This window comes from Novosphingobium sp. RL4, from assembly GCF_035658495.1.
GTDB lineage: Bacteria > Pseudomonadota > Alphaproteobacteria > Sphingomonadales > Sphingomonadaceae > Novosphingobium.
In genome coordinates this window covers 2,486,610-2,510,902 of record NZ_CP141944.1, presented here as the reverse complement: position 1 = coordinate 2,510,902, position 24,293 = coordinate 2,486,610, and the positions used below count along the sequence as shown (strand labels likewise).

Sequence of the window (24,293 nt, the reverse complement as noted above, 5' to 3'; positions counted from 1 at the left end):
TCACCGACAGTTTACGCCTTTGGCCTAAAGAGGACCTCACCGCCGGTTTCGGCTTGGAGAATGGCGCTTCTCGACGATGATTCGTCTGTTCAAACATTATATCCCCCATGCCGTCGCCTTGCTCTGGCTGGTGGACATGATTTTGCTGGCGGGCGCCAATGAGCTTTCATGGCGGCTGCGGGCGGGGCAGATCGGGATCGAACTCGGCACTCTGGGCGAACGGATCGCGCTTCACACCGCCTTCGCCGCCGTCATTTCGTTGTCGATGATCGCAGTGGGCGTCTACGGGGCTGACGCCTTGCGGTCGATGCGCTTCGCGGCGGCGCGGCTGCTGGTGGCGGTTTCGCTCGGCGTCATCGCTCTCGCCTTCTTTGATTTCCTTTTCGCCGGGCAGCATTTCTGGCGCTCGACGCTGGCCTATTCGATGGCTTTCGCGATCGTGCTGTTGATCGCCAACAGGATCCTCCTGAGCGGCTTCCTCGGCACATCTGCGTTCCGTCGCCGCGTCCTCGTGCTGGGCGCCGGGCACCGGGCACAGCGGCTGCGCGATTTGGCCGAGCGTCAGGAAAGCGGCTTCGTCATTGTCGGCTACGTCGGGATGAGCGAAGCCGCGCCGGCCGTCGAGGAAGCGATTTCCCGCGCGGCCATCCACAACCTCACCCGCCATGTCGACAATCTCGGTGTCAGCGAGGTCGTTCTTGCGCTTGAGGAGCGGCGCAATGCGCTTCCGCTCAAGGACCTGTTGCGGATCAAGACTACGGGCGTTCACGTCAACGAGTTCTCCAGCTTTCTGGAACGAGAGACCGGCCGTGTCGATCTCGATACCGTCAATCCGAGCTGGCTGATCTTCTCCGACGGGTTCTCTTCCGGGCGAATGATTTCCAGCGCCGCCAAGCGCTTGTTCGACATTCTTGTCAGCGCCTTGCTGCTTTGCCTCACCGCCCCGATCATCGCGATCTTCGCGTTGCTGGTGAAGATCGACAGCCGGGGACCGGCGTTTTACCGCCAGTCGCGGGTGGGTCTGTTCGGGGAGAACTTCGACGTCATCAAGCTGCGCTCGATGCGGACCGATGCCGAAGCCGGCGGGGTGCAATGGGCCGAAAAGGACGATCCCCGCGTCACCCGGGTGGGACGCTTCATTCGCAAGGTACGCATCGACGAACTGCCGCAGGCATGGAGCGTGCTCAAAGGCGAAATGAGCTTCGTGGGGCCGCGTCCTGAACGCCCCGAGTTCGTTCTCGAGCTGGAAGAGCAGCTCCCCTATTATGCCGAGCGTCACATGGTGAAGCCCGGGATCACCGGTTGGGCGCAGATCAACTATCCCTACGGCGCCTCGATCGAGGATTCGCGCCACAAGCTCGAATACGATCTCTACTACGCGAAGAACTACACACCTTTCCTCGACCTTCTGATCATCTTGCAAACGCTGCGTGTGGTGCTCTGGAGCGAAGGAGCGCGATGAACGCAGGCCATTCCTTCGATATGTGGACCACGGTCGGGGTGATTTTCGACCTCACCGGCGCGATCGCGGTTGCAAGCCTGGCATTATGGCTTTGGCCGCGACGGGATCGTTTCGCCGGGGCGGGTACTGCGGTTTGCGTGGCCCTGTTCGTGACGGCCGGATGGTGCGTGGCGACGGCCGCTGCGGCGACGGCCGAGGCGCCGTTCTTCGCCTCTTTCGCCGAAAGTGCCCGTAACCTTGCATGGCTCGTGGTGATCTATCGCCTTTTCGCCAGCGACGGGCGGCATTCCAGTCTTGCTCCGATCCGGCCGGTGATCTTTGCTCTGGGTTTTGTCGAACTCCTTCATCTGGGCATGACCCTTGCTGTCGCGCGGTTGATGATCGCGGCGGGTCTTGCGAACGTAGGGTTCGAGATCGACGTCATGCTCCGCCTGCTGGTCACGATCGGCGGGCTGGTGCTGGTGCACAATCTCTACGCCGGAGCGCCGCGCGAAATGCGTCCCGCCTTGCGCTGGCCGGCGGTGGGCCTGGCGGTTCTCTGGTCCTTCGACCTCAATCTTTACACGATCGCCTATCTCGGTCGTACCTGGCCGGGCGAAATCGTTGCGCTGCGCGGGATCGCCGCGCTGGTGCTCGCTGCATGCCTGACGATCGCGGCTTCGCGAAACCGCGACGAATTGCGCCTGAAGCCCTCGCGGGCCGTGACTTTCCAGACGTTCTCGCTGCTCGTCATCGGGGCCTACCTTGTGGCGATGGTGGTCGTGGCGCAGTGGCTTTCCTATGCCGGGGGCGACTTTGCGCGCCTCATCGAGATGGCGTTCCTGACCCTTGCAAGCGCGATCGCGCTGGTCGTGCTGCCCTCGCGCCGGGTGCGGAACTGGCTCAAGGTCATACTGGCCAAACACTTCTTCCAGCATCGCTATGATTATCGCGAGGAATGGCTGCGCTTTACCCGAACCATCGGCAAGAACGACGACGAGACGCTCCCGCTGGGCGAGCGCGTTGTACAGTCCGTTGCCGATATCACCGACAGTCCGGGAGGGCTCCTGCTGACTCCCGATGATGGCGGCGACCTGACACTGGCATCGCGCTGGAACTGGGCCGATATCGCCGTTCCCGCGAGCGCCTATCCGCTGAGCGGGCTCCCGGTCTTCGAGCAGGTTTCCTACATTGCCGATCTCGATGACTTGCGTGAGGGCAGCGTTCCTGCGGGTTTCGACGTCGTCGCGCCTGAGTGGCTGCTTCAGGAAAAGCGCGCGTGGGCGCTTGTTCCGCTCGTCCACTACGAACGGCTCGTCGGCATGGTTGTGCTCGCGCGGCCGCCGGTTGCCCGCAAGTTCGACTGGGAGGACTTCGACCTTCTGCGCGTGATCGGCCAGCAGCTTGCCAGTTACCTCGCCGAGAATGCCAGTCAGGAGGCACTGGCGGAATCGAGCCATTTCGAGGATTTCCACCGCCGCATCGCCTTCGTGATGCACGACATCAAGAACCTCGCCAGCCAGTTCAGCCTGCTCGCTCGCAATGCCGAGCTTCATGCCGACAAGGCCGAGTTTCGTGCGGATATGCTCGTCACCCTGCGCAATTCGTCGGACAAGCTGAATGCCTTGCTCGCGCGCCTGTCGCGTTACGGGACCGGGGCGGTGGACCGGCTCGAGAGCGTGCGTGCGGCGGAAGTCGCGCAGGCGGCGATCGGCCGGTTCAACGGCAACCCGCAGATCGTCCTTGCCGAGACGCAGGACCTTGCCATTACCGCCAACCGCCATTCGCTCGAACAGGTGCTTGTCCATCTGATCCAGAACGGCATCGATGCAAGTCAGCCGGAAGCTCCTGTTTTCCTTGCACTTAGTGCTGACGGACTGAACGCGCGATTTGAAGTGATCGATTCCGGTACGGGCATGTCGGCAGAGTTCGTTCGAAACCGCCTGTTCAAGCCTTTCGTCTCCACCAAGAGCGGCGGGTTCGGCATCGGCGCCTTCGAGGCGCGGGAACTCGTGAAGGGCATGAAAGGGCGGCTCGACGTCGAATCGCGGGAAGGGCTGGGGTCGCGCTTCATCGTCCGTATTCCGCTGGCCGCGGCGACAGAGATGTACCTGAACAGCACCTACAAGGACCAGAAGGTAGCCTGAGATGATCGAAACCCGACCCAAGGTGCTTCCCAAGCTCCTCATCGTGGAGGATGACGCGGGTCTCCAGGCGCAGCTCAAATGGGCCTACGAGGATTTCGACGTCATCGTCGCCGGGGACCGTCCGACCGCGCTTGCCTTGCTCCGTTCGGAAACGCCGGATGTGGTGACGCTGGATCTCGGTCTGCCGCCCGATCCCGATGGTACGACCGAGGGCTTCGCGCTGCTTGATGAGATCATGGCGCTGAAGCCGGACACCAAGGTCATCGTCGCCTCCGGTCACGGCGCCCGGGAGTCGGCGCTGCAGGCCATCGCGCATGGGGCTTACGACTTCTACCAGAAGCCGGTCGACATCGACGCCCTCGGCCTCATCGTGCGCCGGGCCTTGCAGCTTCACCGGCTCGAGGATGAAAACCGGCGTCTCGCGTCCCGGGTGGAGAAGGACGAGAAGGTGCTCGGCCGGCTCATCACCGCCGCGCCGGAAATGGTGCGCGTCGCCCGGACCATCGAGCGCGTTGCCGGCACCAATGTCTCGGTCATGCTGCTGGGTGCCAGCGGTACCGGCAAGGAACTGCTGGCGCGGGGGCTTCATGAGGCGAGCGGGCGGGCCAAGGGCCAGTTCGTGGCGATCAACTGCGCGGCGATCCCGGAAAACCTGCTCGAAAGCGAACTGTTCGGCCACGAGAAGGGCGCTTTCACCGGCGCGGTGAAGACCACGCCCGGCAAGATCGAGATGGCCGGCGGCGGCACCCTGTTCCTTGACGAAGTGGGGGACATCCCCCTCCAGCTTCAGGTCAAGCTGCTGCGCTTCCTTCAGGAGCGGGTGATCGAGCGGGTCGGCTCGCGCGAATCCATTCCGGTGGACACCCGCATCGTCTGCGCCACGCACCAGGACCTCGAAGCCATGATCGCCGAGGGGCGCTTCCGCGAGGACCTGTTCTACCGACTCGCCGAAATCGTCGTGAAGATCCCCAGCCTTGCCGAGCGTCCGGGCGATGCGGCGCTGTTGGCGAAGGCGTTTCTTCATCGCTACGCCAAGGAAATGAACCCGCGGGTGCGGGGCTTCGGTTCCGACGCTCTCGCCGCGATCGACGCCTGGGGCTGGCCTGGCAACGTGCGCGAACTGGAAAACCGGGTGAAGCGCGCCGTCATCATGGCGGACGAAAAGCTGGTCAGTGCCGCCGATCTCGACCTTGCCGCGCCGGATGAGCAGGTCATCAACGCGCTCAATCTCAAGACCGCGCGTGAGCAGGCGGACCGCAAGGTGATCCGTCACGCCCTGGCCCGTAGCGAGGGCAATATCTCCAGCACCGCCAAGATGCTCGGGATCAGCCGCCCCACGCTATACGATCTGCTCAAGCAGTACGACCTGCAAAGCTGACCGCCCACCGGGCCGAGGGCGCGAATCGGGGGCGGGAATATCGCCCCCGATTCGGTGCTGCTACTTGGGCTGGTAGGTCTGCTCGGGGCCGGGGAAGCTGCGGTGGCGCACTTCCGCTGCATATTTTGCGGCCGCTTCGGAAACGAGCCCGGCCATGTCGGCATAGCGCTTCACGAAACGCGGAACGCGGTCGAACATGCCGAGCATGTCCTCGGCAACGAGCACCTGCCCATCGCACTGCGCCGATGCGCCGATGCCGATCACGGGAATGTCGAGGCTGTGTGTCAGCGAGATCGCGATCGGTTCGATCACGCCTTCAACCACGACCGAGAACGCCCCGGCGCCGGCAACCGCCCTGCCGTCGGAGATGATCTTGGCGTGTTCTTCCTGGCTGCGTCCGCGCGCGCCGTAGCCGCCCAGCGCGTTCACCGCCTGCGGAGTGAGGCCGATATGCGCCATGACGGGGATGCCCCGCCCGGTGAGGAAGGCGATGGTTTCCGCCATGGCGACGCCGCCTTCGAGCTTGACCGCGGCGCAGCCGGTCTCGGCCATAATGCGCGCGGCGGAAGCAAAGGCCTGCTGCGGGCTTTCCTCATAGGATCCGAACGGCATGTCGACGACGACGAGCGCGTGATAGCTGCCGCGCACGACGGCCGCGCCATGCGCGATCATCATGTCGAGCGTGACAGGCAGGGTGGAGGGGAGGCCGTAGATCACCTGGGCCAGCGAATCTCCCACCAGCAGGATATCGCAATGCTCATCGAGAAGCTGGGCCTGACGGGCCGTATAGGCGGTCAGCATGACGAGCGGTTCTGCGGTCTTGCCCTCCACCTTGCGGCGCTGGATCGAGGGCACCGTCAGCCGTTTCATCGGCGCCGGCGTTGGATTTGCGCGACTTGTCGCGGTGTCTAGCTGGAAGGTCGTGGACATGAAAATGCTTCTAGCGCGGGGTTGGAAGATGCGCAAAAGCGCATTTTCGTTACGGAAGGCCGGAACAAGGTAACCGCAGGGGCGTATTGGGCCCCTCGACTGGGCCAATTACCGTAAAGCTGGGGAACCAATGGCGTTAAGGCTTGCCATGTCATCGCAGCCCGCTAGCGTCGCGCCATACTAAAATTCGGGGGTCCACCGCATGTTCGGACGCGTAAAGCCGCTCGACGCCATTCTGGCGACGGCGGAAAAGAAATCACTTCACAGGTCGCTCGGGCCTGTCCAGCTCACGCTGCTGGGCGTCGGCGCCATCATTGGTACGGGTATTTTCGTTCTCACTGCCGCCGCGGCCCAGAAAGCCGGGCCGGGCATGATGTGGAGCTTCATGATCGCGGGCTTCGTCTGCGCGGTCGCGGCGCTCTGCTACTCGGAACTGGCCTCGATGGTGCCGGTTTCGGGCTCCGCCTATACATATAGCTATGCCGTCGTCGGCGAACTGCTGGCCTGGATGGTCGGTTGGGCGCTGATCCTGGAATATGCCGTTGCCGCCTCTGCCGTTTCAGTGGGTTGGTCCGGCTACTTCATGGGGCTTCTCAAGAGTCTCACCGGGTTCGAGCTACCGGCCCTGTTATCCGCCGGGCCAAGCTGGTCGCTTAGCGGCATCGATTTCAGCCACGGCATCATCAACGTTCCCGCCATCTTCGTGGCGCTGGCCGTTACCGCGCTGCTGGTCATCGGCACCAAGGAAAGCGCCACCGTCAACGCAATCCTGGTCGCCATCAAGGTTGCCGCGCTGACCATGTTCATCGCGCTGACCCTGCCGGCCATGAATTCGGAGCATTTCGCGCCGTTCACGCCCAATGGCTGGTTCGGCCCGGCCGGAACCAGCGGGCTCGGGGTCGTGGGTGCAGCGGCATCGATCTTCTTCGCCTATGTCGGCTTTGACGCGGTTTCCACCGCGGCCGAAGAAACCAAGAACCCGCAGCGCAATGTCCCGATCGGCCTGATCGGCAGCCTTGCGATCTGCACCGTGTTCTACCTGCTCGTCGCCGCCGGTGCGGTTGGCGCCGTCGGTGCCCAGCCGACAGCGCTCGGCGTGCAGCCGGGTTCGCCCGAATTCGCCGCCCAGTGCGCCGCGCTCTCCAAGCAGGGCTCGCTGCCGCTGGTCTGCTCGAACGAGGCGCTGGCCCACGTTCTGCGTTCGATCAACTACACGAGGGCGGGCGATCTCATCGGCCTGGCCGCCAACCTTGCGCTGCCCTCGGTCATCCTGATGATGCTTTACGGCCAGACCCGCATCTTCTTCGTGATGGCGCGCGATGGCCTGCTTCCCGAGAAGCTGGCGACCGTTCATCCCAAGTGGAAGACGCCGCATATCGTCACCATGATTACCGGCGTCTTCGTGGCGATTGCCGCCGCGCTGCTGCCGGTCGGCCAGCTTGCCGACATCTCGAACTCGGGCACGCTCTTCGCGTTCCTGATGGTGTCGATCGCCGTGCTGATCCTGCGCGTGCGCGATCCCAAGCGCCACCGTCCGTTCCGCACCCCGCTGGTGTGGATCGTGTCGCCGGTGGCGATCATCGGCTGCGTCCTGCTGTTCTTCAACCTGCCGGTCGAAGCCATGCTGGTCCTGCCGATCTGGGGCGGGATCGGTCTCGTCGTCTATTTCGCCTATGGCTACCGCAAGAGCCATGTCGGTCGTGGTCTCATCGAGACCCACGAAGCGGACTTCGACGCGCCGCCGCAGCCCTTGCCGCCGATCTGACGATTGGGCGACATGCTGACAACGGGAAAGGGGAGCCATCGGCTCCCCTTTTTCATTTGCGCGGCGGGAATCTCGTCCCCAGGATTTCCCCGCTCTATCCACCGATTTTCCACAGCCTTGCCCAGGCAGGCTTGGTAGGAGCAAATTTACGAATGGGGGCTAGAATTGCCACAGTCTTATCCAAAAACCGGGCAATGCTATGTCGGCCATCAAAGCGCTCATCCCAGGGTTCCTGCTGACCTGGGTGGTATCACTGGTCATCGGCTCCCAGGGATCGAGCGGAGGGATGCTCGCGATCACCCATACCTTCTACCAGGGGCACGAGCTCTACTGGTCCTGGCCGCTGTTCTGCGGGGCTACCGCATTGGCCTGGGCGCTGTTCTCGCTCATGGAGTGATGGCGCGGAGCCGGGCGCTGGCCCGCGCGTTGCAGCAGCGATGACATTTCCAATCGGCCGCATAGCCGTATCCCTGGTCCTGCTGGGCGGCGTAGTGCTGGCGGGGAGAAGCTGGCTGTATGCGCATCCCGGCTACGACCCTTGGGCGCCGCTGACGCTGAACGAGCAGCCGGGCTGGGCGACCCCGCACAAGTTCGCGAGCCTGCGCGGCGACCGCGACACCTGCCGCGCCTTCCTGGATCGCAGCGGAATCGCCAAGGAGGCGCTGGCGCCTGTGGGCAAGGACCAGTGCCGCCGGGACGATCGAAAGCGCCTTGCGGCGCCTCAGGCGGCCGGAGTGAGCCTCTCTCCCGGCCGTGTGGAGGCGACATGCGCCGTGGATGCCGGACTGGCCTGGTGGCTGCGCCACGGCGTCCAGCCACAGGCTGAGGCGCTGCTGGGCAGCCCGGTGGTGCGCATCGAACAACTCGGCACGTACAACTGCCGCCGGATCGGCAATGGCGACAAGGGGACATGGAGCGAGCACGCCACCGGCAATGCCATCGACGTGTCGGCTTTCGTGCTGGAGGACGGCCGGCGCATCACGGTGCGAGGAGACTGGAAAGGCCAGGCGGAGGCAGCGGCATTTCTTCACGCCGTTCGGGATTCGGCCTGCGAAAGTTTCTCGACCGTGCTCTCGCCGGACTACAACGCAGCCCATGCCGACCATCTGCATCTCGATCAGGCGCGAAGGACCGCAGGTTGGCGCGCATGCCGCTGATGCGGGGAGCTCGTCGCGGTAGCATCGTGGCCGCAGGCGAAGCGGCCGCGGGACTGGGCAGGGCGGTGTTCTTTGCGCTATCCCGTTGCCTATGCTCACTGACGAACTTGCCGACCTTGCCGTGTTTCTTGCCGTTGCTGAAGCGCGCAGCTTCACGCGTGCGGCGGCGCGCCTTGGCCGCTCGCAATCCGCGCTCAGCCAGACGGTGCGCCGACTTGAGGAGCGGTTGCAATTGCCGCTTCTTACCCGGACGACACGAAGCGTCGCGCCGACATCGATAGGTGAACAACTGCTCGAAGCGCTGAGGCCTGCGTTTTGCGGTATAGAAGAGCGGTTGGCCGCTCTCGGGGAAATGCGCGAACGGCCGGCCGGCGGGCTGCGGCTGACCGCCGGCCGGCATGCGGCGGAAACTGTGCTGTGGCCAGCCGTGCTGAGGCTTACCGAGCGCTATCCGGACATTCAGGTCGAAGTTTCGCTGAGCAGCGCGCTTGTCGATATCGTTTCGGAGCAGTTCGACGCTGGCGTCCGGCTTGGCGAGCAGATCGCCAAGGATATGATCGCTGCCCGCATCGGCCCGGATCTGCGGATGGCCGTGGTTGCCGCGCCTGCCTATTTCGAGCGGTACGGCAAGCCCGAGGCACCCCACGATCTCACCGGCTTTCGTTGCGGCAATATCCGCCTGCCAACTGCAGGGGGCGTCTATATCTGGGAGTTCGAAAAGGCGGGACGGCCGCTCAACGTTCACGTCAACGGTCCGGTTACCGTCGATGACATGGACCTCCTTGTCACGGCAGCGCTTCATGGAGAGGTCATGATCATGGTCATGGAGGACATGGTCACCCCGTTCATGGCGCAAGGCAGGCTGGAACGGGTGCTGGACGACTGGTGCGCCCCGTTCGCGGGCTACCACCTCTACTATTCCAGCCGCCGCCACGCCTCATCGGCCTTCGTGGCACTTCTTGAGGAATTGCGACGCGGATACCGGGGCATCAATGTTCGCTGATTGATGCCCCGGTCGGCCACTGCTCCTCGTTTCTATGACCGGGGTGCCCGAACGCCGTACCTTCAGCCCGGCGTTGGAAGCTTTCCGGCCCTCATCGCGGCGATGACGCCGCCATCGATGAGAAGGTCACTGCCCGTAATAAAACCTGCGGTGGGACCGAGCAGGAAGGCGGCCGCTTCCGCGATCTCTTCGGGCGGAGCCATGCGCTTCGAGGGCGATGCCTCGACCATTGCGCGAAATATGTCGCCGATTTCCGATTCCAGTTCGTGGCGGCCAAGCGGGGTCACGATGACACCCGGGCTGATCGCGTTGACCCGCGCGCCGCGTTCGCCCCAGTTTATCGCCTCTGCCTGGACCCGAAGGAAGTTCGCACGCTTGGCGAACATGTAGGCGACCAGTGTGTTGGGGATCGCATCGTCCTGAAGGCATGGCAGCGCCAGCAGTTCGTCGGCGGGCGTATAGGCCAGTGCCTTTTCATCCTCTTCGGGGAGCTGGCGCATCATGTGCCCGGCCATGCTCGAGATGAGAACGGTGGCGCCGCCCTGCGCGATGACTTTTCCGAACTCTTCCAGCACAACCGCCGAACCGTAAAGGTCGACCTTCAGGATCTGGGCTACGGGGGCCATGTTGGGGGAGAGGCCGGCGGTGTTGATCACCTGCATGACCGGCCCGAGCGAGGCGGCCTTTTCGGCCAGAGCGCGAACCGAATCGCGCGACCCGACGTCGACTGGCTGGGTTTCGACCACGTAACCGCCATCGCGCATGGCCTTGGCCGCCGCATCCAGGACTCCTTGGTCGAAATCCGCCAGCAGGACGACTTTGCCAAAACCCTGCCGCTTGGCGATCGCAAGGCCGATCCCGCCCGAACCGATCACCACCACTATGTCCTTCGTCATCTTCATACCTTTCCCGGCTCACGCCGTGTCGTTGGATCGGCTGAAGGATACGGGCTGTCGTGACCCTCGATTAGACGCTTAAATGTAGATAGGTTCATTATCTGGGATTATAAATCGTGGGCAATCGGGGATACCGTCTAGGCATCCCCTTGCTGTCCGCGCGCGGCAGGAACGATAGTCACGGGAGCCACGGGCCGATGGGTCACTCCGGCTGAAGCGCCCCGTAGAACCACGAGGCGGTAACACCGCCATCGATGAGGAAATCCGCGCCGTTGATGAAGGCGCCCTCCGGCCCCATCATCAGGGCGGCGAGCGCGGCGATTTCGTCCGGCGTTCCGGCACGCCCGGCGGGTGAGCCGTCGATCATGCGCTGGTAACCGCCTGCGCGCGGGCCGGACAGTTCATCGCGGGCGAGCGGGGTCATGACGATGCCGGGGCTGATCGAATTGACCCGTGCACCGCGTGCAGCCCAGCGCGTGGCCGCTTCGGCCCTGACGCGCAGGGCGTTGCAGCGCTTCGAATACTGGTAGGCGAGCAGCGGATCGGTGATACGGTCGCTCTGCAGCATAGGTAGCGCCAGCAGGTCTTCGACCGGGGTGGTCGCCAGCAGGCGGTCTTCCTCGGGCGTGAGTGCAGGCAGGCGATGGCCGGACTGCGAGGCGACGACGATGCCGCTGCCACCCCTGGCCATCACATCGCCGAACAGTTCGAGTACCAGCGCCGATCCATAGAGATCGACCGCAAGGATCTTTTCGGCAGGCGCCTGCGAGGGGGACAGACCTGCTGCGATGATGACGCCGCTGACATCGCCAAGCGCCGTAGCCTGACCGACCAGTGCCTCTACCGAGGTGCGGGAGGAAATGTCCACAGCGGCCGTGCTCGTCTCGAATCCGGCATCGGCCATGACCTTGGCTGCGGCCGCGACCGGTTCCTCGTGCAAGTCCGCCAGCAGCACACGCTTGCCCGTGCTGATGCGCCGGGCGATGGCGATGCCGATCGAACCGGCACCGATGACAACTACGACTTCGGTCATTGGCATATCCTTTCCAGCAGTGTGCAGAAGCTTTCGCGCACGAGGCTTCCGGCCTTTTTCGCAAATCCTGGTGCGACCCCGGCGGTGTCGAACATTGTCATGCCCGGTTCGTGGGCACCGCGAATGACGCGGACCGGTTCGGCTTCTTCGGGCGATGATCCGCTCTATCCGTCATGCTTTCATAACCCGGAGTGATGAGTGCGCAGACCTGCCAGACAGGCAAGGCTGGCAAGCGCGGTGACCAGAATGACGGTCCCCATCGGCTCTGGCGTGCCGTTGGCGAAGGCGCCGATCAGCGCGGAACTGAAGATGCCGCTGCCATACTGAACCGCGCCGACCAGCGCCGAGGCGGCACCGGCTCCCTGCGGCGCTTCCTCAAGCACGCCGGCGATGGAATTGGCGACGATCAGCCCGGTGGCCGAGATATAGAGGAACAGCGCCAGGACCAGGCCGGGAAGGCCGCCCATGTCCGTCCACGTCGTTACCGCGATCAGCAGGGCGCTCACCGTAGCCCAGACGATCCCGGCCTTGAGCATCGTATCGACGCCGAAGCGATGAACCAGCCGGGCATTGATCATGTTCGAACCCATGATACCGACGATGCCCAGCCCGAACAGCAGCCCGTAATACTGCGGCGGCAGACCGTGATAGGTGATGTAAGCGAAGGGCGAACCCGCGACATAGGCGAACATCCCGCCGTAGAAGAAGGCACCCGCCCCGATATAGGCCAGGGCGCGGCGATTGCGCAGCAGGGCGACGTAGCGGGCGATAGCCTCGCCTGCGCCGATGCGGTGGCGGCGTTTGGGCGGCAGCGTTTCGGGCAGGGTGGTCAGCAGCGCCAGCGTGACCATGCCGACCCCCACCAGCACCCAGAAGATCGCGCGCCAACCCATGACGAGCAGCACTTGTCCGCCTACCAGTGGGCCGATCAGCGGCGCGATCGCCATGACCGTCATCAGGGTGGACATCATGCTCGCCGCGCGCGGGCCCTGATAGAGATCGCGCACCATGGCCCGGCCCAGCACGACACCGGCAGAGGCGCCCGCCGCCTGCACCACGCGTGCTGCGATCACCCACCAGATGCCGGTCGCCATCGCGCATCCGGCAGAGCCGAGCACGAACAGCGCGATGCCGGTGGCGACAGGAAGCCTGCGTCCGAAACGGTCGCCCACCGGCCCCCAGAACAATTGTCCCAGCGCGAAGCCGATGAGGTATCCGGAAACGGTCCACTCCGCAGTGCCCATGTCCGCGCCGAGTGCGTGCGACATCGTCGGCATGCCGGGCAGGTAGATGTCGGTGGAGATCGAGGCGAAACCCATCAGCAGGCAGAGAATGCCGAGGACGCGCCAACCGTGGCCGCCGTCCTCTCCCGCGGAAAGGACGGTCGGCGCCGTAGTACCGGTCATGTCCCGGGTCTATTCCTTTGCCGGGCCGGCGAGATATTGCTCGTCGGTGACATGTTCGAGCCAGTCGACCGCGCGGCCGTCCAGCATTTCGGCAATGGCTACGTGCGTCATCGCCGTTGTCGGCGTGGCGCCGTGCCAGTGCTTGTGACCCGGCGGGCACCAGACGACGTCTCCGGCGCGGATCAGGACGATGTCCTCGCCTTCGCACTGGGTCCAGCCGCAGCCCGAAGTGACGAGCAGCGTCTGGCCGAGCGGATGGGTGTGCCACGCGGTGCGCGCGCCCGGTTCGAAAGTCACGATAGCGCCCCCGGCGCGTGCGGGTGCTTCGCCCTGAAACGGGCTGTCGATGCGCACGTTGCCGGTGAACCAGTCGGCCGGGCCCTTGATCGAGGGCTGGGTGCCATTGCGGATGAGTTTCATGGGGATGTCCTTCGTATCGGAATTAGCGGCCGACCCGGCCCGCGATCGATGCCGGATAGCGCGCGCCCTGCGCCGGGAAGGCGGCAAGCGCTTCGCCAATCACGGTAAGGTCGGCTGCACTCAGCTCGATCTGCGCGGCCTCGAGGTTTTCGTTCAGGCGGTGCAGCTTGGTGGTGCCGGGAATAGGGACGATCCAGGGCTTCTGGGCGAGCAGCCAGGCAATCGCGATCTGCGCCGGAGTGGCGCCGCGATCTAGCGCGATGGTCTTCAGGCGAGCAACGAGCGCTTCGTTGGCCTTGCGGTTTTCCTCCTCGAAGCGCGGGACGACATTGCGGAAATCGCCCTCGCCAAAGGTGGTATCGGCAGTGATCGCGCCGGTCAGGAACCCCTTGCCGAGCGGGCTGAACGGTACGAAACCGATACCCAGTTCCTCGCAGAGCGGCAGTATTTCCGCCTCGGGTTCACGCCACCACATCGAATATTCGCTCTGGAGCGCGGCAACGGGCTGCACCGTATGGGCGCGGCGCAGCGAATCCACGCCCGCCTCGGACATGCCGAAATGGCGCACCTTACCCTCGGCGATCAGGTCGCGAACGGTGCCCGCCACATCCTCGACCGGGACGGCGGGATCGACGCGGTGCTGGTAGAGCAGGTCGATATGATCGGTTCCCAGACGCTTCAGCGAGGCCTCTGTTACTGCCCGGATCGTTTCGGGACGGCTGTCCAGCCCTTCCATCGGTTTGCCGCCCACAAAGCCGAACTTGGTGGCGATCACCACGGAATCGCGCACATCGGCCAGCGCCCGGCCGAGCAGTTCCTCGTTGGCGTAGGGGCCGTAGGCTTCCGCGGTATCGAAGAACGTCACGCCCTTGTCGAAAGCGGCGCGGATCAGCGCGATGCCGTCGGCTTCCGATACCGGCGGGCCATATCCGTAGCTGAGCCCCATGCAGCCGAGGCCGATAGCCGAGACTTCGAGGCCGCTCTTGCCGAGTTCGCGTTTCTGCATGGGTATCTCCTTGATGCTCCATCGCCGCCGGGCCTGCTTCGGCCGGGCCAGCTTGGTGGATGCCACGAAGATACGTTGCGAGTGGTCCCATGATTAGTGCATCGTTGCCGCATGCAGCTATCGATATGAGTCATCAATGAAGCGCGACGAACTCAACGACCTGAATGCCTTCATAGCCATAGCCGACGAGCGCAGCTTCACGCGGGCGGCGGCCAAGATGGGTATTTCGCAATCGGCGCTGAGCCACAAGATCAGGCGGCTGGAGGCACGGCTTGGCGTGCGCCTGCTCTCACGAACCACCCGCAGTGTTTCGCCGACGGATGTGGGGGAGCGGCTGCTCGCCGGGATCGCGCCGGCTTTCGCGCAGATCGAGGATCAACTCGACCTGCTGGGCGAACTGCGTGAGAAACCGGCGGGGCTGATCCGCATTACCGCACCCGGTCACGCCACGCGGACAGTGCTCTGGCCCGCAGTGACGAAACTGATGCGCGACTATCCCGAGGTCGAGATCGAACTGAGCGTGGATTCGGGGCTGCGCGATATTGTCGAGGACAAGTTCGATGCCGGGGTGCGTCTTGGCGAACAAGTGGCGCGCGACATGATCGCGGTGCGGATCGGCCCAGAACTGCGCATGGCCGCGGTTGCATCCCCGGACTATCTGCAGGCCCACGGCACACCGCGGGTGCCCCAGGACCTTGCCGCGCATCGGTGCGTCAATTTGCGCATGACGACGGCCGGTGGCCTCTATGCCTGGGAATTCGAGAAGGACGGCCGTGAACTCAACGTCCGCGTAGAGGGGCAGTTTACCTCCAACAATGTCGATGTGATCATCGATGCCGCGATCGGCGGGTTCGGACTGGCGTTCGTCCCTGACGATTATGTGCAGGATGCGGTCGACCGGGGCCAACTCGTGCGCGTGCTGGAAAACTGGTGCGAGCCGTTTGCCGGCTACCACCTCTACTATCCGAGCCGCCGGCAGCCCAAGCCCGCCTTTGCCCTGCTGATCGAGGCATTGCGCTATCGAGCCTGACAGGTCCGGCGTCTGGCTGTGTTCGATGCGGACCGATCAAGATGTCCCAAATCCCTAATTCCAGACTGGGACTTGCGCAGAGTTCCACGAACCGCCGAATTGTAGAACAGGGCTCTCGATCCCGGCCATGCCGGCGAGCAGAACCTTGCCGAGAAAAAATGAGCCATCGGAATCATCCGGCATGTCCGCCGGCGGCAGGCGTTATCCGCGCCGGGATATTGGCGCCATCCTGGATGCGGGCGTATTTTCGACGAGGGGAGGCAAGCCAGATGCCTGAAAATTCTGGTGACCCCTACGGGAATCGAACCCGTGTTTCAGCCGTGAGAGGGCCGCGTCCTAACCGCTAGACGAAGGGGCCGTTGAGCCAGAATGACCTGCCCGATGGCAGGTGTAAATGGTGACCCCTACGGGAATCGAACCCGTGTTTCAGCCGTGAAAGGGCCGCGTCCTAACCGCTAGACGAAGGGGCCGTTAAGCCATTTAATCTGCCAACACGCACCATCGGAATGGTGACCCCTACGGGAATCGAACCCGTGTTTCAGCCGTGAAAGGGCCGCGTCCTAACCGCTAGACGAAGGGGCCGTACCGGGTTGCGCCGGAGGCAGGACCGGCCCTCTAGCGGCGGTCCCAATGGGGGTCAACCCCCTCATTGCGAATAATTTGAACTCCTTGTGACACTTCCTGCCAGGGTCCTCGAAAACGGGCGGATTTCAGTCCGCGAAAGCGGCATCGTCGATGTGAAGTTCGGCCTGGGGACGGCTGCCCCAGTCGTCGATCTTGGCCCGTCCTGCGAGCCAGAGACGGCGTCCCTGCGACGCGTGAAGCAGCGCCTGTCCCATTTCGGTCTCGGCAGAGCGGAAGGCCATCGCCTTGAACCGCCCGCCGTCCTGTCCGCCAACGATCAGGCGAACGTGATCGGCGCCAACCGTGTCGGCCTTGATGATGTGTACAGGGCCCACGGCTACGCGCGGGCCGGGCCAGCCCATGCCGAACGGCCCGGCGCTCTCCAGCGTCTCCACCAGCGCCGGGGTGAGCCCTCCGGGAGCCAGCGCGAGGTCGAGCAGCATCGACTGGTTGGCGCTCGCCCGCGAAACATCGGCAGCCAGCAGCGAATCGAGCAATTCCGACAGCGCGTCCAGCTTGTCCGGTGCGATCGTGAGGCCTGCGGCCATGGCGTGGCCGCCACCTGCCACCAGAAGCCCGGCCTCGCGCGCGGCGATGATTGCCGCGCCAAGGTCCACGCCGGGGATCGAGCGGCCCGATCCCTTGCCGTTGCCCGCCTCATCGGCGTCCATGGCGATCACCAGGGTGGGCTTGCCGGTCTTCTCCTTGATCCGCCCGGCGACGATGCCGATCACGCCGGGATGCCAGCCGGCCCCGGAAACGATGATCACTGCCCGGTTGTGCTGGCGTTCGAGCTGCGCCTCGGCGGCTTCCTGCACGACTTGCTCGATCCCGCGCCGCTCGTCGTTCAGGCGGGAAAGCTGGGCCGCGATCTCGCGCGCCTCGTCGGGATTGGTGGTGGTCAGCAGGCGCACGCCGAGGGTCGATTCTCCCACCCGGCCGCCCGCATTGATCCGGGGGCCGAGCGCGAAGCCGAGGTCGGAGCATGTCGGTGCCCGGCTGAGGCGGCTCGCGTCGATCAGGGCCGACATCCCGATATTCTCGCGCTTGGCCATGATCTTGAGTCCCTGCGCCACCAGCGCGCGGTTGAGGCCGTGGAGCGCGGCGACGTCGGCCACGGTGCCCAGGGCCACGAGGTCGAGCAGGGCGAAGAGGTCGGGCTCGCGGCGCCCTTCGAAGAAGCCGCGCTGCCGCAGGGTGCGCACGATGGCGACGGCGAGGAGGAAGGCTACGCCCACGGCGGCGAGATGACCGTGGCCTGCCGCCAGTTCGCTCTCGTCGAGCCGGTTGGGATTGACCAGTGCGGCGGCGCGGGGAAGCAAGGGCGCACACTTGTGGTGGTCCACCACGATCACGTCGACGCCCGCACCGTGCGCCATTTCCAGCGCCTCGTAAGCCATGGCGCCGCAGTCCACGGTCACGATCAGGCTGGAGCCTTCCGCCGCGATCCGCACGAGTGCCTCTCCGCTGGGGCCATAGCCTTCGAGCAGCCGGTCGGGGATGTAATATTTCGCTTCGTGGCCGAGCTGGCGCAGGAGCAGGATCAGCAGTGCTGCGCTGGTGGCGCCGTCGACGTCGTAATCGCCGTAGACGGTCACCGTCTCGTTGCTCATCACCGCCTGCGCCACGCGCTCGGCGGCGGCATCCATGTCGCGGAATTCGGATGGGTCGGGCAGGAAGGCGCGCAGCGAAGGGGTGCGGTGGCGCTCCAGATCCTCACGCGGGACACCACGCGAAAGCAGGATCTGGGTGACGATGTCGTCCTCCAGCCCGCCCGGGAAGCCGGAGGAGGAATCCGAAATGTCCATGTTGCCACCTCGCCAGCGCCAGGATTTGCCGGTGAGGGAACGATCTATGCCGAGTACGGAAGGAACGGGTCGCGAAGCCATGCGAACCCGGTTAGACTAACAGCAGGGGCGCGGGAAGGCCGGCGGTTCGATAGTAAGTCGATCGGGACAGGAGAAGGTGCATGCTGGCGATAATCTGGCACAGCCGCACGGGCGCTTCGCGGGCGATGGCTGCGGCGATCGCGCAGGGTGGAGGCGATGGAGCCGTGCTGATCACGGCGGCCGAGGCGATGCCTGCGATCCTGCTGGGGGCCAAGGGCTATGTCTTCGTTTGCCCGGAAAACCTCGGCAGCATGTCCGGGCAGATGAAGGAAATGTTCGACCGCTGCTACTACCCGATGTTGGGCCGGGTCGAGGGGCGGCCCTATGCAACCGCGATTTCCGCCGGATCGGACGGGGTTGGCGCGCAGACCCAGATCGACCGAATCGTCACCGGATGGCGGCTGAAGCGCGTGGCCGAGCCGCTGATCGTGAACCTCGAGGCGCAGACACCCGAACGTATCCGCGCGGAGAAGACCGTGCCGGAAGCGCGCCTACAGGCCTGCCGCGATCTCGGAGCGGCCTTTGCCGAAGGCCTGCAACTCGGCATTTTCTGAAGATTGAACCGAACTGGTTGCACAAAGGACAAACGGGGCTCGACGTGCCGGACGAATTCGTGCCTAGTGGACGGGTGAGAACGCACGTCTCGGAGAATCTGGCTCTGCCCGGCAACTTGCTGCGTGAAAATGCGCCGCGCAACGGCGTGTCATTGCTGTTTCCCGCAGGGTTGCGGCCTTCCGCCGATAGAATAGCGGATTTGCTCGAAACGGCGGAGTCCGGCGGGGTAGCCGCCCGCGTCAGCTTTCGCCCACCCCCGGACGAAGGCTGGCTGGAACTGCTTTCCAGCGGGTTGACGTTCGATCTTCTGGGCCTGTCTCCCGCAGGCGCGGCTGCTGCGGTCGAGGCGCCGCACAGCTATGGTTTCGATGACATTCAGGCGCCCTGCGCGCTCGAAGCCGTGGACCTCGTGCCCGGCGGCCATATCGCTGGCGGCGCCGGATTGCTTCCGGTCGTGCGGACGCAGGTGGGTATCGCGGCGGCTTTGGCGCTTGAACTGCCGGTGGCTGCGGTCGCCTGGCAGTCTGCCGGCACGCTGATGGAGCCGCGCTATTTTGCGCGCGTCGTGATGAACTGGCTGGCCGGCGGGGCCTTCCCTGCGCTGGGGCTGACGGCGCTGGCTGCTGGCAGTGACGGAAGCATCGCAACGAAAGGGCTCTCCCGGTTCATCGGGCAGGAGATGCAACTAGAGGCGCGGGACGGGGAGCCGCCGGCTGATGCCATCAAGCTGGCGATCCGGGTGGTTGATTATCTGGTCCGCAATGGCCGCCTGACCGAACCGCGCGAGATCGAAGCGCCGGGCGGGAACCTGTTGGCCGAACCTTCGCAAGTGGGGCGGCAGATCTGGGTCTGGCGCGGCGGCTGACGGCGCGCGCTTCTGGGACAGTTCATTCCTTTCCGTGCGGTCAACCGCAAGGGGCTGCCTGACTATGACGCGGGGCTGCAACGCCACCACCTGCTGCCGAGACAGGTCCTTGTTCGCGGGGTTTTTTCGCCGATGTTCGGGGCGCTGGGCGAACGCAGGCGCTTCGCGGACTTTCGGGAGAACGGGTTGCTGCTGCCCTGTGATGAGCGGGCCGCACTGCGCATGGGCCTTCCGCTCCATCGGGGGCCGCACCGGCGCTACACCGAACTGGTGATAGAGCGGGTAGGGCTGATCGAGGCGGACTGGACGGTGCAGCGCCTGCGCGATCCGCGCGGCGCTGCAGTGCGTGCAACGATGAGGCTCGGGTTGTTGCGGCGGGCCTTGCGGCGCCTTCTGCTGGAGGACGGCAGGCGCAAGCCGCTGCTGAACCGGCACGATCCGCTGGGGCAGGGGGTGGACTTCTCCGAACTGGACGCGATGGCGGAGCGCCTGTGGAGCGGGACCGGCAGCGTGCTTGCCCCGCTCACAAACGATGACGTTCAGCCGATGCCCGCCCGGCCGCGCAGTTCTTCCTTCGCCGCACGGTACTGCGCGAGTAGTTCCTCGACCCGCGAAGAGACCGGTTCAACCGCCGAAATCGCGCCGATGCCCTGTCCCGATCCCCAGATGTCCTTCCAGGCCTTGGCCGCGGTATTGCCGCCCGAGCCGAAATCCATCTGGTTCTTGTCGCCCTCGGCAAGGTTGTCCGGGTCGAGCCCGGCCGCGATGATCGAGGGGCGCAGGTAATTGCCGTGAACGCCGGTGAACAGGCTGGAATAGACGATGTCCGCCGCGCTGCCCTCGACGATGGCCTGCTTGTAGCCTTCGATGGCGTTGGCTTCGGTGGTGGCGATGAAGGGCGTGCCGATATAGGCGAAGTCAGCGCCCATGGCCTGCGCCGCCAGGATCGAACGTCCGCAGGCGATTGCGCCGGACAGGGCCAGCGGTCCATCGAACCATGCGCGGATTTCCTGCATCAGTGCGAAAGGCGATTGCGGCCCGGCATGGCCACCGGCGCCCGCCGCGACCGCGATCAGCCCGTCGGCGCCTTTCTCCACCGCCTTGCGGGCGAAGCGATCGCTGATGACGTCGTGAAGCACCATTCCGCCCCATGAATGGACCGCGGCGTTCACTTCGGAAATTGCGCCAAGCGAAGTGATGACGAGCGGAACTTTATGCTTTTCCAGCACCTTGAGGTCCTCCTCAAGCCGGTTATTGCTTTTGTGGACGATCAGGTTGACTGCGAAAGGCGCCTCGCAACCTGCTGTTTTTTCTGAAATCTCATGAAGCCATTCGTCAAGCTGACTGGCCGGACGGGCATTGAGCGCGGGAAAGCTGCCGACGATCCCCGAGCGGACCTGCGCGACGACCAGTTCGGGGTTCGATACGATGAACATCGGGGCCGCGATCACGGGAAGGCGCAAGTTCGCGAAAGGCGCAGGCAGGGTCATGTGCGGTCCGTTTAAGTGGTCGATTAAACGGACATAGAGAGGCGCGGCGCGCCTGTCGAGAGGGGCGCCATACCGCCATGGCGTTGCAGCGCGCAGGCCTGCGGATAGCGCGTGACCTCCAAAAGCGGCGCATGTAATAGACAGCACTGTCGATCATAATAAGGCCGCCCGGCGGCCCGTACGAGAGGAAGTCTGCCATGTCCGATCAGGCCGCTGTGGAGTTTGATTGCTCCGATATCGATCAATATCTCGGCAAGGTCATCGATTCGTCGCCGATCCGGGAGCCGCTGGGCAACAACGATATCCGGCGCTGGGTCCAGGGCATGCACTACCCCAACCTGATCCATTTCGATCCGGCCTACGCCGCGGCAAGCCGCTATGGGCGCCTTGTCGCGCCGCAGAGCTTCCCGATCGTCATGGACGATGGTCACGGCACCTCGCCTTCCTGCGTGGGCTGCATTCCCAATTCGCACCTGCTCTTCGGCGGCGATGAGTTCTGGCACTATGGTCCGCGCGTCTTCGGCGGCGATACCATCACCAATGAACGCATTCCGTTCGACTATGTAGTGAAGAACACCGGCTTCGGGCCGACCTGCTTCCAGCGCGGCGACAATTTCTACCGCAACCAGCACGGCGAGCTGATCTCGAAGCAGCGCTCGACCGCGATCCGCTATCTCGCCCATGCCGGCGGCGATACCGTCAACACTGCCGAGTTCGAAGAGCCGGAATGGACTGACGAGGAACTGGAAAAGCTGGAAGAACGCAAGTTCGCGTGGATCCAGATGCTTCACGATCTCGGGCATGGCGAGCGCTGGTGGGATGACGTTCAGGTGGGTGACAACCTGCCCGAGCGTGTCTTTGGCCCTCATACCGTAGCCAGCTTCACCACCGAATGGCGCTCGTTCCTGTTCACCACCTGGGGCACGCTCGACCGCCGCGAACTGGATCTGGCCGCGCTCGGCTTCACGGCCGAAATGGCCGGGCACGAGAATGATCCTCACATGGAGCGGATCAACCCGGAACTGACCGATGGTGCCTACTTCGGCCCATCGCGCGGGCACCTGTTCCCCAAGTATGCCCGCAGGATCGGTATGCCGCGCGCTTATGGCTATGGTGCGTCGATGGGCGCCTGGGTGACCGACTATCTCGGCGGTTGGGCCGGTGAATGGGGCATGGTCGTCCACTCCACCGCCAATTATCGCGGCCCGGCCCTCTCGGGCGACGTCACGATCCAGACGGCCGAAGTCGTCGACAAGATGGTGGACGAGGAAGGCCGCCACCTCGTGCAGGTGAAGCACAAGATGATGAACCAGAAGGGCACTCTGATGTGCGCAGGCATCGCGGAAATCGCGCTGCCCAAGAAGCCGGACTGACCCGGGAAAAGGCGGGGCGGCTCAGGCTGCCCCGCCAACCGGCCGCGCGGGCCCGGCGCGCTTGCCCGGCCAGGCCAGCAACGCCAGGTATACGAGCCCGAAAGCCGGGAAGATCGCCCAGTCAACCCAGCTGACGATGTTCTCCACCGCGCTGCGCACGTTCCATCCGAAGGCGATCTGGAGACCTTCGAGCAGGAGTGCCCGCAATCCGCCGATGACGAGCGCCGCGCTCCACCAGCCGCTGCGACCGAAATCGTGCAAGCGTCGGATGGCGAGGGCTGGCGCGGGAACTGCGCAAACCAGACCGATGGCCAGCGCTGCCACGCCAGCGCTCCGGTCATCGACGAACCATGAGATGACTGTCGAAAGCAGCGCAGCGATCATGCTGGCGGCGAGCAGGTAGGCCCAGAGTTCGCCGCGTGATGCCTTGCCGGTGAAATCGAAGCTCGCTCGCAAGGTCGCGCCGATGCCGCGCAGATAGCTCGCCATCATGATACGTCCTCGCCATGACCGTGGTTCGAACGATCGAGACCGGCGCGTTCGGCATCTTCCGATACCCGCATCGGGAAGGCCAGCGAAGCCATGAGCGCGACGATGGCGGTTGCTGCAACGGACCAGGCAACCACCACACCAAGTCCGGACACCTGGGCAATAAGCTGTGAAATCATGGTGTTGCCGGGATAATATCCCACGCCTCCGAGGTCTACCGAGAGGAACGGCGCAAGCAGGAGCGCGCCGGCCATGCCGCTGAGCCCCGCCACGGCGAACACGTCCATCGCGTCGTCGATCTGCAGCGCGCGGCGAACGAAGCGCCGGGCCTGATAGCCGACCGCGGCGCCGACGATACCGAACAGGATCGCCGCTCCCGGCGAGACATAGCCTGCGGCAGGTGCGATCACGGCGATCCCGGCGAGCACGCCTTTACCGCTCGCCGCAGCGCTTACCCGGCCGGTGGCAAGGCGTTCGATCCCCAGCCACGTCAGCACGGCGGCCGCTATCGCGAGGTGAGCGGCGATGACGGCGGCTGCCGCATCGTCATTCGCGGAAAGCGCCCAGCCGCCGCACAGGCCGAATGCACCGGCCCACAGGAACGCGGTTCCGGCCAGAGCCATTACGGGATTGTGGGCTCGCCCGGTTTCGCGGGGAAAGCCGATGCGCCGGCCCATCATGACGGCGACGACCAGTGCAGAAACCCCGGCGCTGGTGAACATGGCGAGGCCGCCTGCCCAATCGAGCGTGCCCACCGTGCGCGAGAGCCAGCCGCCGCCCCAGATCCAATGGGCGATCGGTGCCTGAACGACCAGCGTCCAAAGCGCGCAGAACGCCACGACCCAACCGAAACGCGCGCGTTCGGCCCAGGCTCCGGCCATGAGTACCGGGGGCAGCGCGGCGACGGCGATCTGGAACAGCACGAACACGCTTTCCGGCAGTTGGGTGCCGCTACGCACATTCCCGAGGTCGATCAGCATCCAGGCGTTTCCGCCGCCGATCCAGCCACCCGAAAGGCCGCCGAAAGCCAGCGTATAGCCCACGACAGCCCAGAGCAGGGTAACGACCGCAACGATGGCGCCGGACTGGATCAGGACCGAAAGGGCATTGCGGGCGCGGACCGAGCCGGAATGAAGCAGCGCGAGGCCGGGGATCGCCATGAGCAGGACCAGTGCGCTTGCGGCCAGCATCCATGCGGTGTCGCCGCTATCGGCCACGTCGATCCGTCCAGCCTGCGCCATGGCCGGGCCGGGCAGCGCCGTGAGCGCGGCGAGAATGGGCAGCAGGCCCCGTCTGGTCATCGATTTTCCCCATGAGGCCGGGACCGCGCACCGGGCCGCCGTCGTCAGGGCGGGACTTAACGCAGTAAATCGGCCGGAGACAAGAATGGGATTAG

At 64.8% G+C, this 24,293-nt stretch carries 21 protein-coding genes, 3 tRNA genes and 1 pseudogene; 12 read left to right on the top strand and 13 right to left on the bottom strand.

What is annotated here, in order from left to right:
• Nucleotides 1–76 precede the first annotated feature (76 nt).
• The 3 genes from U9J33_RS12310 to prsR are packed head-to-tail and all read left to right on the top strand — an operon-like array spanning nt 77 to nt 4,966.
• Nucleotides 77–1,462 (top strand): TIGR03013 family XrtA/PEP-CTERM system glycosyltransferase, encoded by a 1,386-nt coding sequence (locus U9J33_RS12310; RefSeq protein ID WP_185997201.1) that lies wholly within the window; start codon nt 77–79, stop codon nt 1,460–1,462.
• Nucleotides 1,459–3,588, top strand: a complete 2,130-nt coding sequence (gene prsK / locus U9J33_RS12305) for an XrtA/PEP-CTERM system histidine kinase PrsK (RefSeq protein WP_324695630.1) — start codon at nt 1,459–1,461, stop codon at nt 3,586–3,588. Before U9J33_RS12310 ends, prsK begins: the two co-directional genes overlap by 4 nt.
• 1 nt (nt 3,589) lies before the next feature.
• The gene (gene prsR / locus U9J33_RS12300; RefSeq protein ID WP_185997203.1) at nt 3,590–4,966 is read left to right on the top strand and encodes a PEP-CTERM-box response regulator transcription factor; all 1,377 of its coding nucleotides are present in this window, start codon (nt 3,590–3,592) and stop codon (nt 4,964–4,966) included.
• A gap of 60 nt (nt 4,967–5,026) precedes the next feature.
• Here prsR and panB read toward each other — a convergent pair whose 3' ends face one another.
• Entirely contained in the window at nt 5,027–5,896 is an 870-nt protein-coding gene (gene panB, locus U9J33_RS12295; RefSeq protein ID WP_324695626.1) for a 3-methyl-2-oxobutanoate hydroxymethyltransferase, read from the bottom strand.
• 202 nt (nt 5,897–6,098) lie between these two features.
• Between panB and U9J33_RS12290 the strand changes: the two genes are divergently transcribed.
• The 4 genes from U9J33_RS12290 (at nt 6,099) to U9J33_RS12275 (ending at nt 9,821) form a co-directional block, all read left to right on the top strand.
• Nucleotides 6,099–7,661 (top strand): amino acid permease, encoded by a 1,563-nt coding sequence (locus U9J33_RS12290; RefSeq protein WP_054438703.1) that lies wholly within the window; start codon nt 6,099–6,101, stop codon nt 7,659–7,661.
• Nucleotides 7,662–7,860: 199 nt separating this feature from the next.
• The gene (locus U9J33_RS12285; RefSeq protein WP_054438701.1) at nt 7,861–8,058 is read left to right on the top strand and encodes a hypothetical protein; all 198 of its coding nucleotides are present in this window, start codon (nt 7,861–7,863) and stop codon (nt 8,056–8,058) included.
• Between the two features lie 40 nt (nt 8,059–8,098).
• On the top strand, nt 8,099–8,818 hold the full coding sequence (locus U9J33_RS12280; RefSeq protein WP_324695621.1) for an extensin family protein: 720 nt from the start codon (nt 8,099–8,101) through the stop codon (nt 8,816–8,818).
• A gap of 91 nt (nt 8,819–8,909) precedes the next feature.
• Nucleotides 8,910–9,821 (top strand): LysR family transcriptional regulator, encoded by a 912-nt coding sequence (locus tag U9J33_RS12275; RefSeq protein ID WP_324695620.1) that lies wholly within the window; start codon nt 8,910–8,912, stop codon nt 9,819–9,821.
• Nucleotides 9,822–9,883: 62 nt separating this feature from the next.
• On the opposite strand, the gene U9J33_RS12270 is transcribed toward U9J33_RS12275, so the two are convergent.
• The 5 genes from U9J33_RS12270 to U9J33_RS12250 form a co-directional block, all read right to left on the bottom strand.
• Nucleotides 9,884–10,717 (bottom strand): SDR family oxidoreductase, encoded by an 834-nt coding sequence (locus tag U9J33_RS12270; protein WP_324695618.1) that lies wholly within the window; start codon nt 10,715–10,717, stop codon nt 9,884–9,886.
• A gap of 202 nt (nt 10,718–10,919) precedes the next feature.
• A complete protein-coding gene (locus U9J33_RS12265; RefSeq protein ID WP_324695616.1) occupies nt 10,920–11,750 on the bottom strand; it encodes an SDR family oxidoreductase in 831 nt (276 codons plus the stop codon).
• A gap of 179 nt (nt 11,751–11,929) precedes the next feature.
• Complete coding sequence (locus tag U9J33_RS12260) at nt 11,930–13,156, bottom strand: multidrug effflux MFS transporter (RefSeq protein WP_324695613.1); 1,227 nt, start codon at nt 13,154–13,156, stop codon at nt 11,930–11,932.
• 9 nt (nt 13,157–13,165) lie between these two features.
• Entirely contained in the window at nt 13,166–13,576 is a 411-nt protein-coding gene (locus U9J33_RS12255) for a cupin domain-containing protein (protein ID WP_054438696.1), read from the bottom strand.
• Nucleotides 13,577–13,598: 22 nt separating this feature from the next.
• Nucleotides 13,599–14,582, bottom strand: a complete 984-nt coding sequence (locus U9J33_RS12250) for an aldo/keto reductase (protein WP_054438815.1) — start codon at nt 14,580–14,582, stop codon at nt 13,599–13,601.
• Between the two features lie 136 nt (nt 14,583–14,718).
• Between U9J33_RS12250 and U9J33_RS12245 the strand changes: the two genes are divergently transcribed.
• Entirely contained in the window at nt 14,719–15,612 is an 894-nt protein-coding gene (locus tag U9J33_RS12245) for a LysR family transcriptional regulator (RefSeq protein ID WP_324695609.1), read from the top strand.
• Nucleotides 15,613–15,895: 283 nt separating this feature from the next.
• Here the strand turns inward: U9J33_RS12245 and U9J33_RS12240 are convergent.
• From U9J33_RS12240 to recJ, 4 genes are all read right to left on the bottom strand, one after another.
• Nucleotides 15,896–15,970, bottom strand: a tRNA-Glu gene (locus U9J33_RS12240).
• A 37-nt stretch (nt 15,971–16,007) separates the two neighbouring features.
• Nucleotides 16,008–16,082, bottom strand: a tRNA-Glu gene (locus U9J33_RS12235).
• A gap of 37 nt (nt 16,083–16,119) precedes the next feature.
• Nucleotides 16,120–16,194: transfer RNA gene (locus tag U9J33_RS12230), tRNA-Glu, on the bottom strand.
• 128 nt (nt 16,195–16,322) lie between these two features.
• Nucleotides 16,323–18,125: a single-stranded-DNA-specific exonuclease RecJ gene (gene recJ / locus U9J33_RS12225; protein WP_324695606.1), complete on the bottom strand. Its 1,803-nt coding sequence runs from the start codon at nt 18,123–18,125 to the stop codon at nt 16,323–16,325.
• Nucleotides 18,126–18,205: 80 nt separating this feature from the next.
• Between recJ and U9J33_RS12220 the strand changes: the two genes are divergently transcribed.
• The 3 genes and pseudogenes from U9J33_RS12220 to U9J33_RS12210 all read left to right on the top strand — a co-directional run.
• Nucleotides 18,206–18,679 carry a flavodoxin family protein gene (locus U9J33_RS12220; RefSeq protein WP_054437670.1) on the top strand — a complete coding sequence of 158 codons (474 nt, stop codon included), beginning with the start codon at nt 18,206–18,208 and terminating at the stop codon, nt 18,677–18,679.
• A gap of 17 nt (nt 18,680–18,696) precedes the next feature.
• Nucleotides 18,697–19,545, top strand: coding sequence for a hypothetical protein (locus U9J33_RS12215; RefSeq protein ID WP_231635875.1), 849 nt, complete (start codon nt 18,697–18,699; stop codon nt 19,543–19,545).
• 12 nt (nt 19,546–19,557) lie between these two features.
• Nucleotides 19,558–19,806: pseudogene (locus tag U9J33_RS12210) on the top strand (AHH domain-containing protein); the annotation flags it as partial.
• A 278-nt stretch (nt 19,807–20,084) separates the two neighbouring features.
• On the opposite strand, the gene U9J33_RS12205 reads toward U9J33_RS12210, so the two are convergent.
• Complete coding sequence (locus tag U9J33_RS12205) at nt 20,085–21,035, bottom strand: nitronate monooxygenase family protein (RefSeq protein ID WP_324695602.1); 951 nt, start codon at nt 21,033–21,035, stop codon at nt 20,085–20,087.
• Between the two features lie 197 nt (nt 21,036–21,232).
• Here U9J33_RS12205 and U9J33_RS12200 point away from each other — a divergent pair, with 197 nt between their 5' ends.
• Nucleotides 21,233–22,408 (top strand): FAS1-like dehydratase domain-containing protein, encoded by a 1,176-nt coding sequence (locus tag U9J33_RS12200; RefSeq protein ID WP_054437666.1) that lies wholly within the window; start codon nt 21,233–21,235, stop codon nt 22,406–22,408.
• Nucleotides 22,409–22,429: 21 nt separating this feature from the next.
• On the opposite strand, the gene U9J33_RS12195 is transcribed toward U9J33_RS12200, so the two are convergent.
• Both U9J33_RS12195 and U9J33_RS12190 read right to left on the bottom strand, forming a co-directional pair.
• Entirely contained in the window at nt 22,430–22,900 is a 471-nt protein-coding gene (locus U9J33_RS12195) for a DUF805 domain-containing protein (protein WP_324695600.1), read from the bottom strand.
• A complete protein-coding gene (locus U9J33_RS12190) occupies nt 22,897–24,198 on the bottom strand; it encodes an ammonium transporter (protein WP_324695598.1) in 1,302 nt (433 codons plus the stop codon). The genes U9J33_RS12195 and U9J33_RS12190 overlap by 4 nt, the downstream gene beginning before the upstream one ends.
• Between the last annotated feature and the right edge of the window lie 95 nt (nt 24,199–24,293).

Excerpts from the sequence above, each read along its gene's own strand:
- U9J33_RS12195 (WP_324695600.1), bottom strand. The coding sequence starts at position 22,900 with ATGATGGCGAGCTATCTGCGCGGCATCGGCGCGACCTTGCGAGCGAGC.
- U9J33_RS12260 (WP_324695613.1), bottom strand. The coding sequence starts at position 13,156 with ATGACCGGTACTACGGCGCCGACCGTCCTTTCCGCGGGAGAGGACGGC.
- U9J33_RS12270 (WP_324695618.1), bottom strand. The coding sequence starts at position 10,717 with ATGACGAAGGACATAGTGGTGGTGATCGGTTCGGGCGGGATCGGCCTT.
- U9J33_RS12265 (WP_324695616.1), bottom strand. The coding sequence starts at position 11,750 with ATGACCGAAGTCGTAGTTGTCATCGGTGCCGGTTCGATCGGCATCGCC.
- U9J33_RS12205 (WP_324695602.1), bottom strand. The coding sequence starts at position 21,035 with ATGACCCTGCCTGCGCCTTTCGCGAACTTGCGCCTTCCCGTGATCGCG.
- U9J33_RS12290 (WP_054438703.1), top strand. The coding sequence starts at position 6,099 with ATGTTCGGACGCGTAAAGCCGCTCGACGCCATTCTGGCGACGGCGGAA.
- recJ (WP_324695606.1), bottom strand. The coding sequence starts at position 18,125 with ATGGCTTCGCGACCCGTTCCTTCCGTACTCGGCATAGATCGTTCCCTC.
- U9J33_RS12255 (WP_054438696.1), bottom strand. The coding sequence starts at position 13,576 with ATGAAACTCATCCGCAATGGCACCCAGCCCTCGATCAAGGGCCCGGCC.
- prsR (WP_185997203.1), top strand. The coding sequence starts at position 3,590 with ATGATCGAAACCCGACCCAAGGTGCTTCCCAAGCTCCTCATCGTGGAG.
- U9J33_RS12220 (WP_054437670.1), top strand. The coding sequence starts at position 18,206 with ATGCTGGCGATAATCTGGCACAGCCGCACGGGCGCTTCGCGGGCGATG.
- U9J33_RS12245 (WP_324695609.1), top strand. The coding sequence starts at position 14,719 with ATGAAGCGCGACGAACTCAACGACCTGAATGCCTTCATAGCCATAGCC.
- U9J33_RS12190 (WP_324695598.1), bottom strand. The coding sequence starts at position 24,198 with ATGACCAGACGGGGCCTGCTGCCCATTCTCGCCGCGCTCACGGCGCTG.
- U9J33_RS12250 (WP_054438815.1), bottom strand. The coding sequence starts at position 14,582 with ATGCAGAAACGCGAACTCGGCAAGAGCGGCCTCGAAGTCTCGGCTATC.
- U9J33_RS12200 (WP_054437666.1), top strand. The coding sequence starts at position 21,233 with ATGTCCGATCAGGCCGCTGTGGAGTTTGATTGCTCCGATATCGATCAA.
- U9J33_RS12310 (WP_185997201.1), top strand. The coding sequence starts at position 77 with ATGATTCGTCTGTTCAAACATTATATCCCCCATGCCGTCGCCTTGCTC.
- U9J33_RS12275 (WP_324695620.1), top strand. The coding sequence starts at position 8,910 with ATGCTCACTGACGAACTTGCCGACCTTGCCGTGTTTCTTGCCGTTGCT.
- panB (WP_324695626.1), bottom strand. The coding sequence starts at position 5,896 with ATGTCCACGACCTTCCAGCTAGACACCGCGACAAGTCGCGCAAATCCA.
- prsK (WP_324695630.1), top strand. The coding sequence starts at position 1,459 with ATGAACGCAGGCCATTCCTTCGATATGTGGACCACGGTCGGGGTGATT.
- U9J33_RS12285 (WP_054438701.1), top strand. The coding sequence starts at position 7,861 with ATGTCGGCCATCAAAGCGCTCATCCCAGGGTTCCTGCTGACCTGGGTG.
- U9J33_RS12280 (WP_324695621.1), top strand. The coding sequence starts at position 8,099 with ATGACATTTCCAATCGGCCGCATAGCCGTATCCCTGGTCCTGCTGGGC.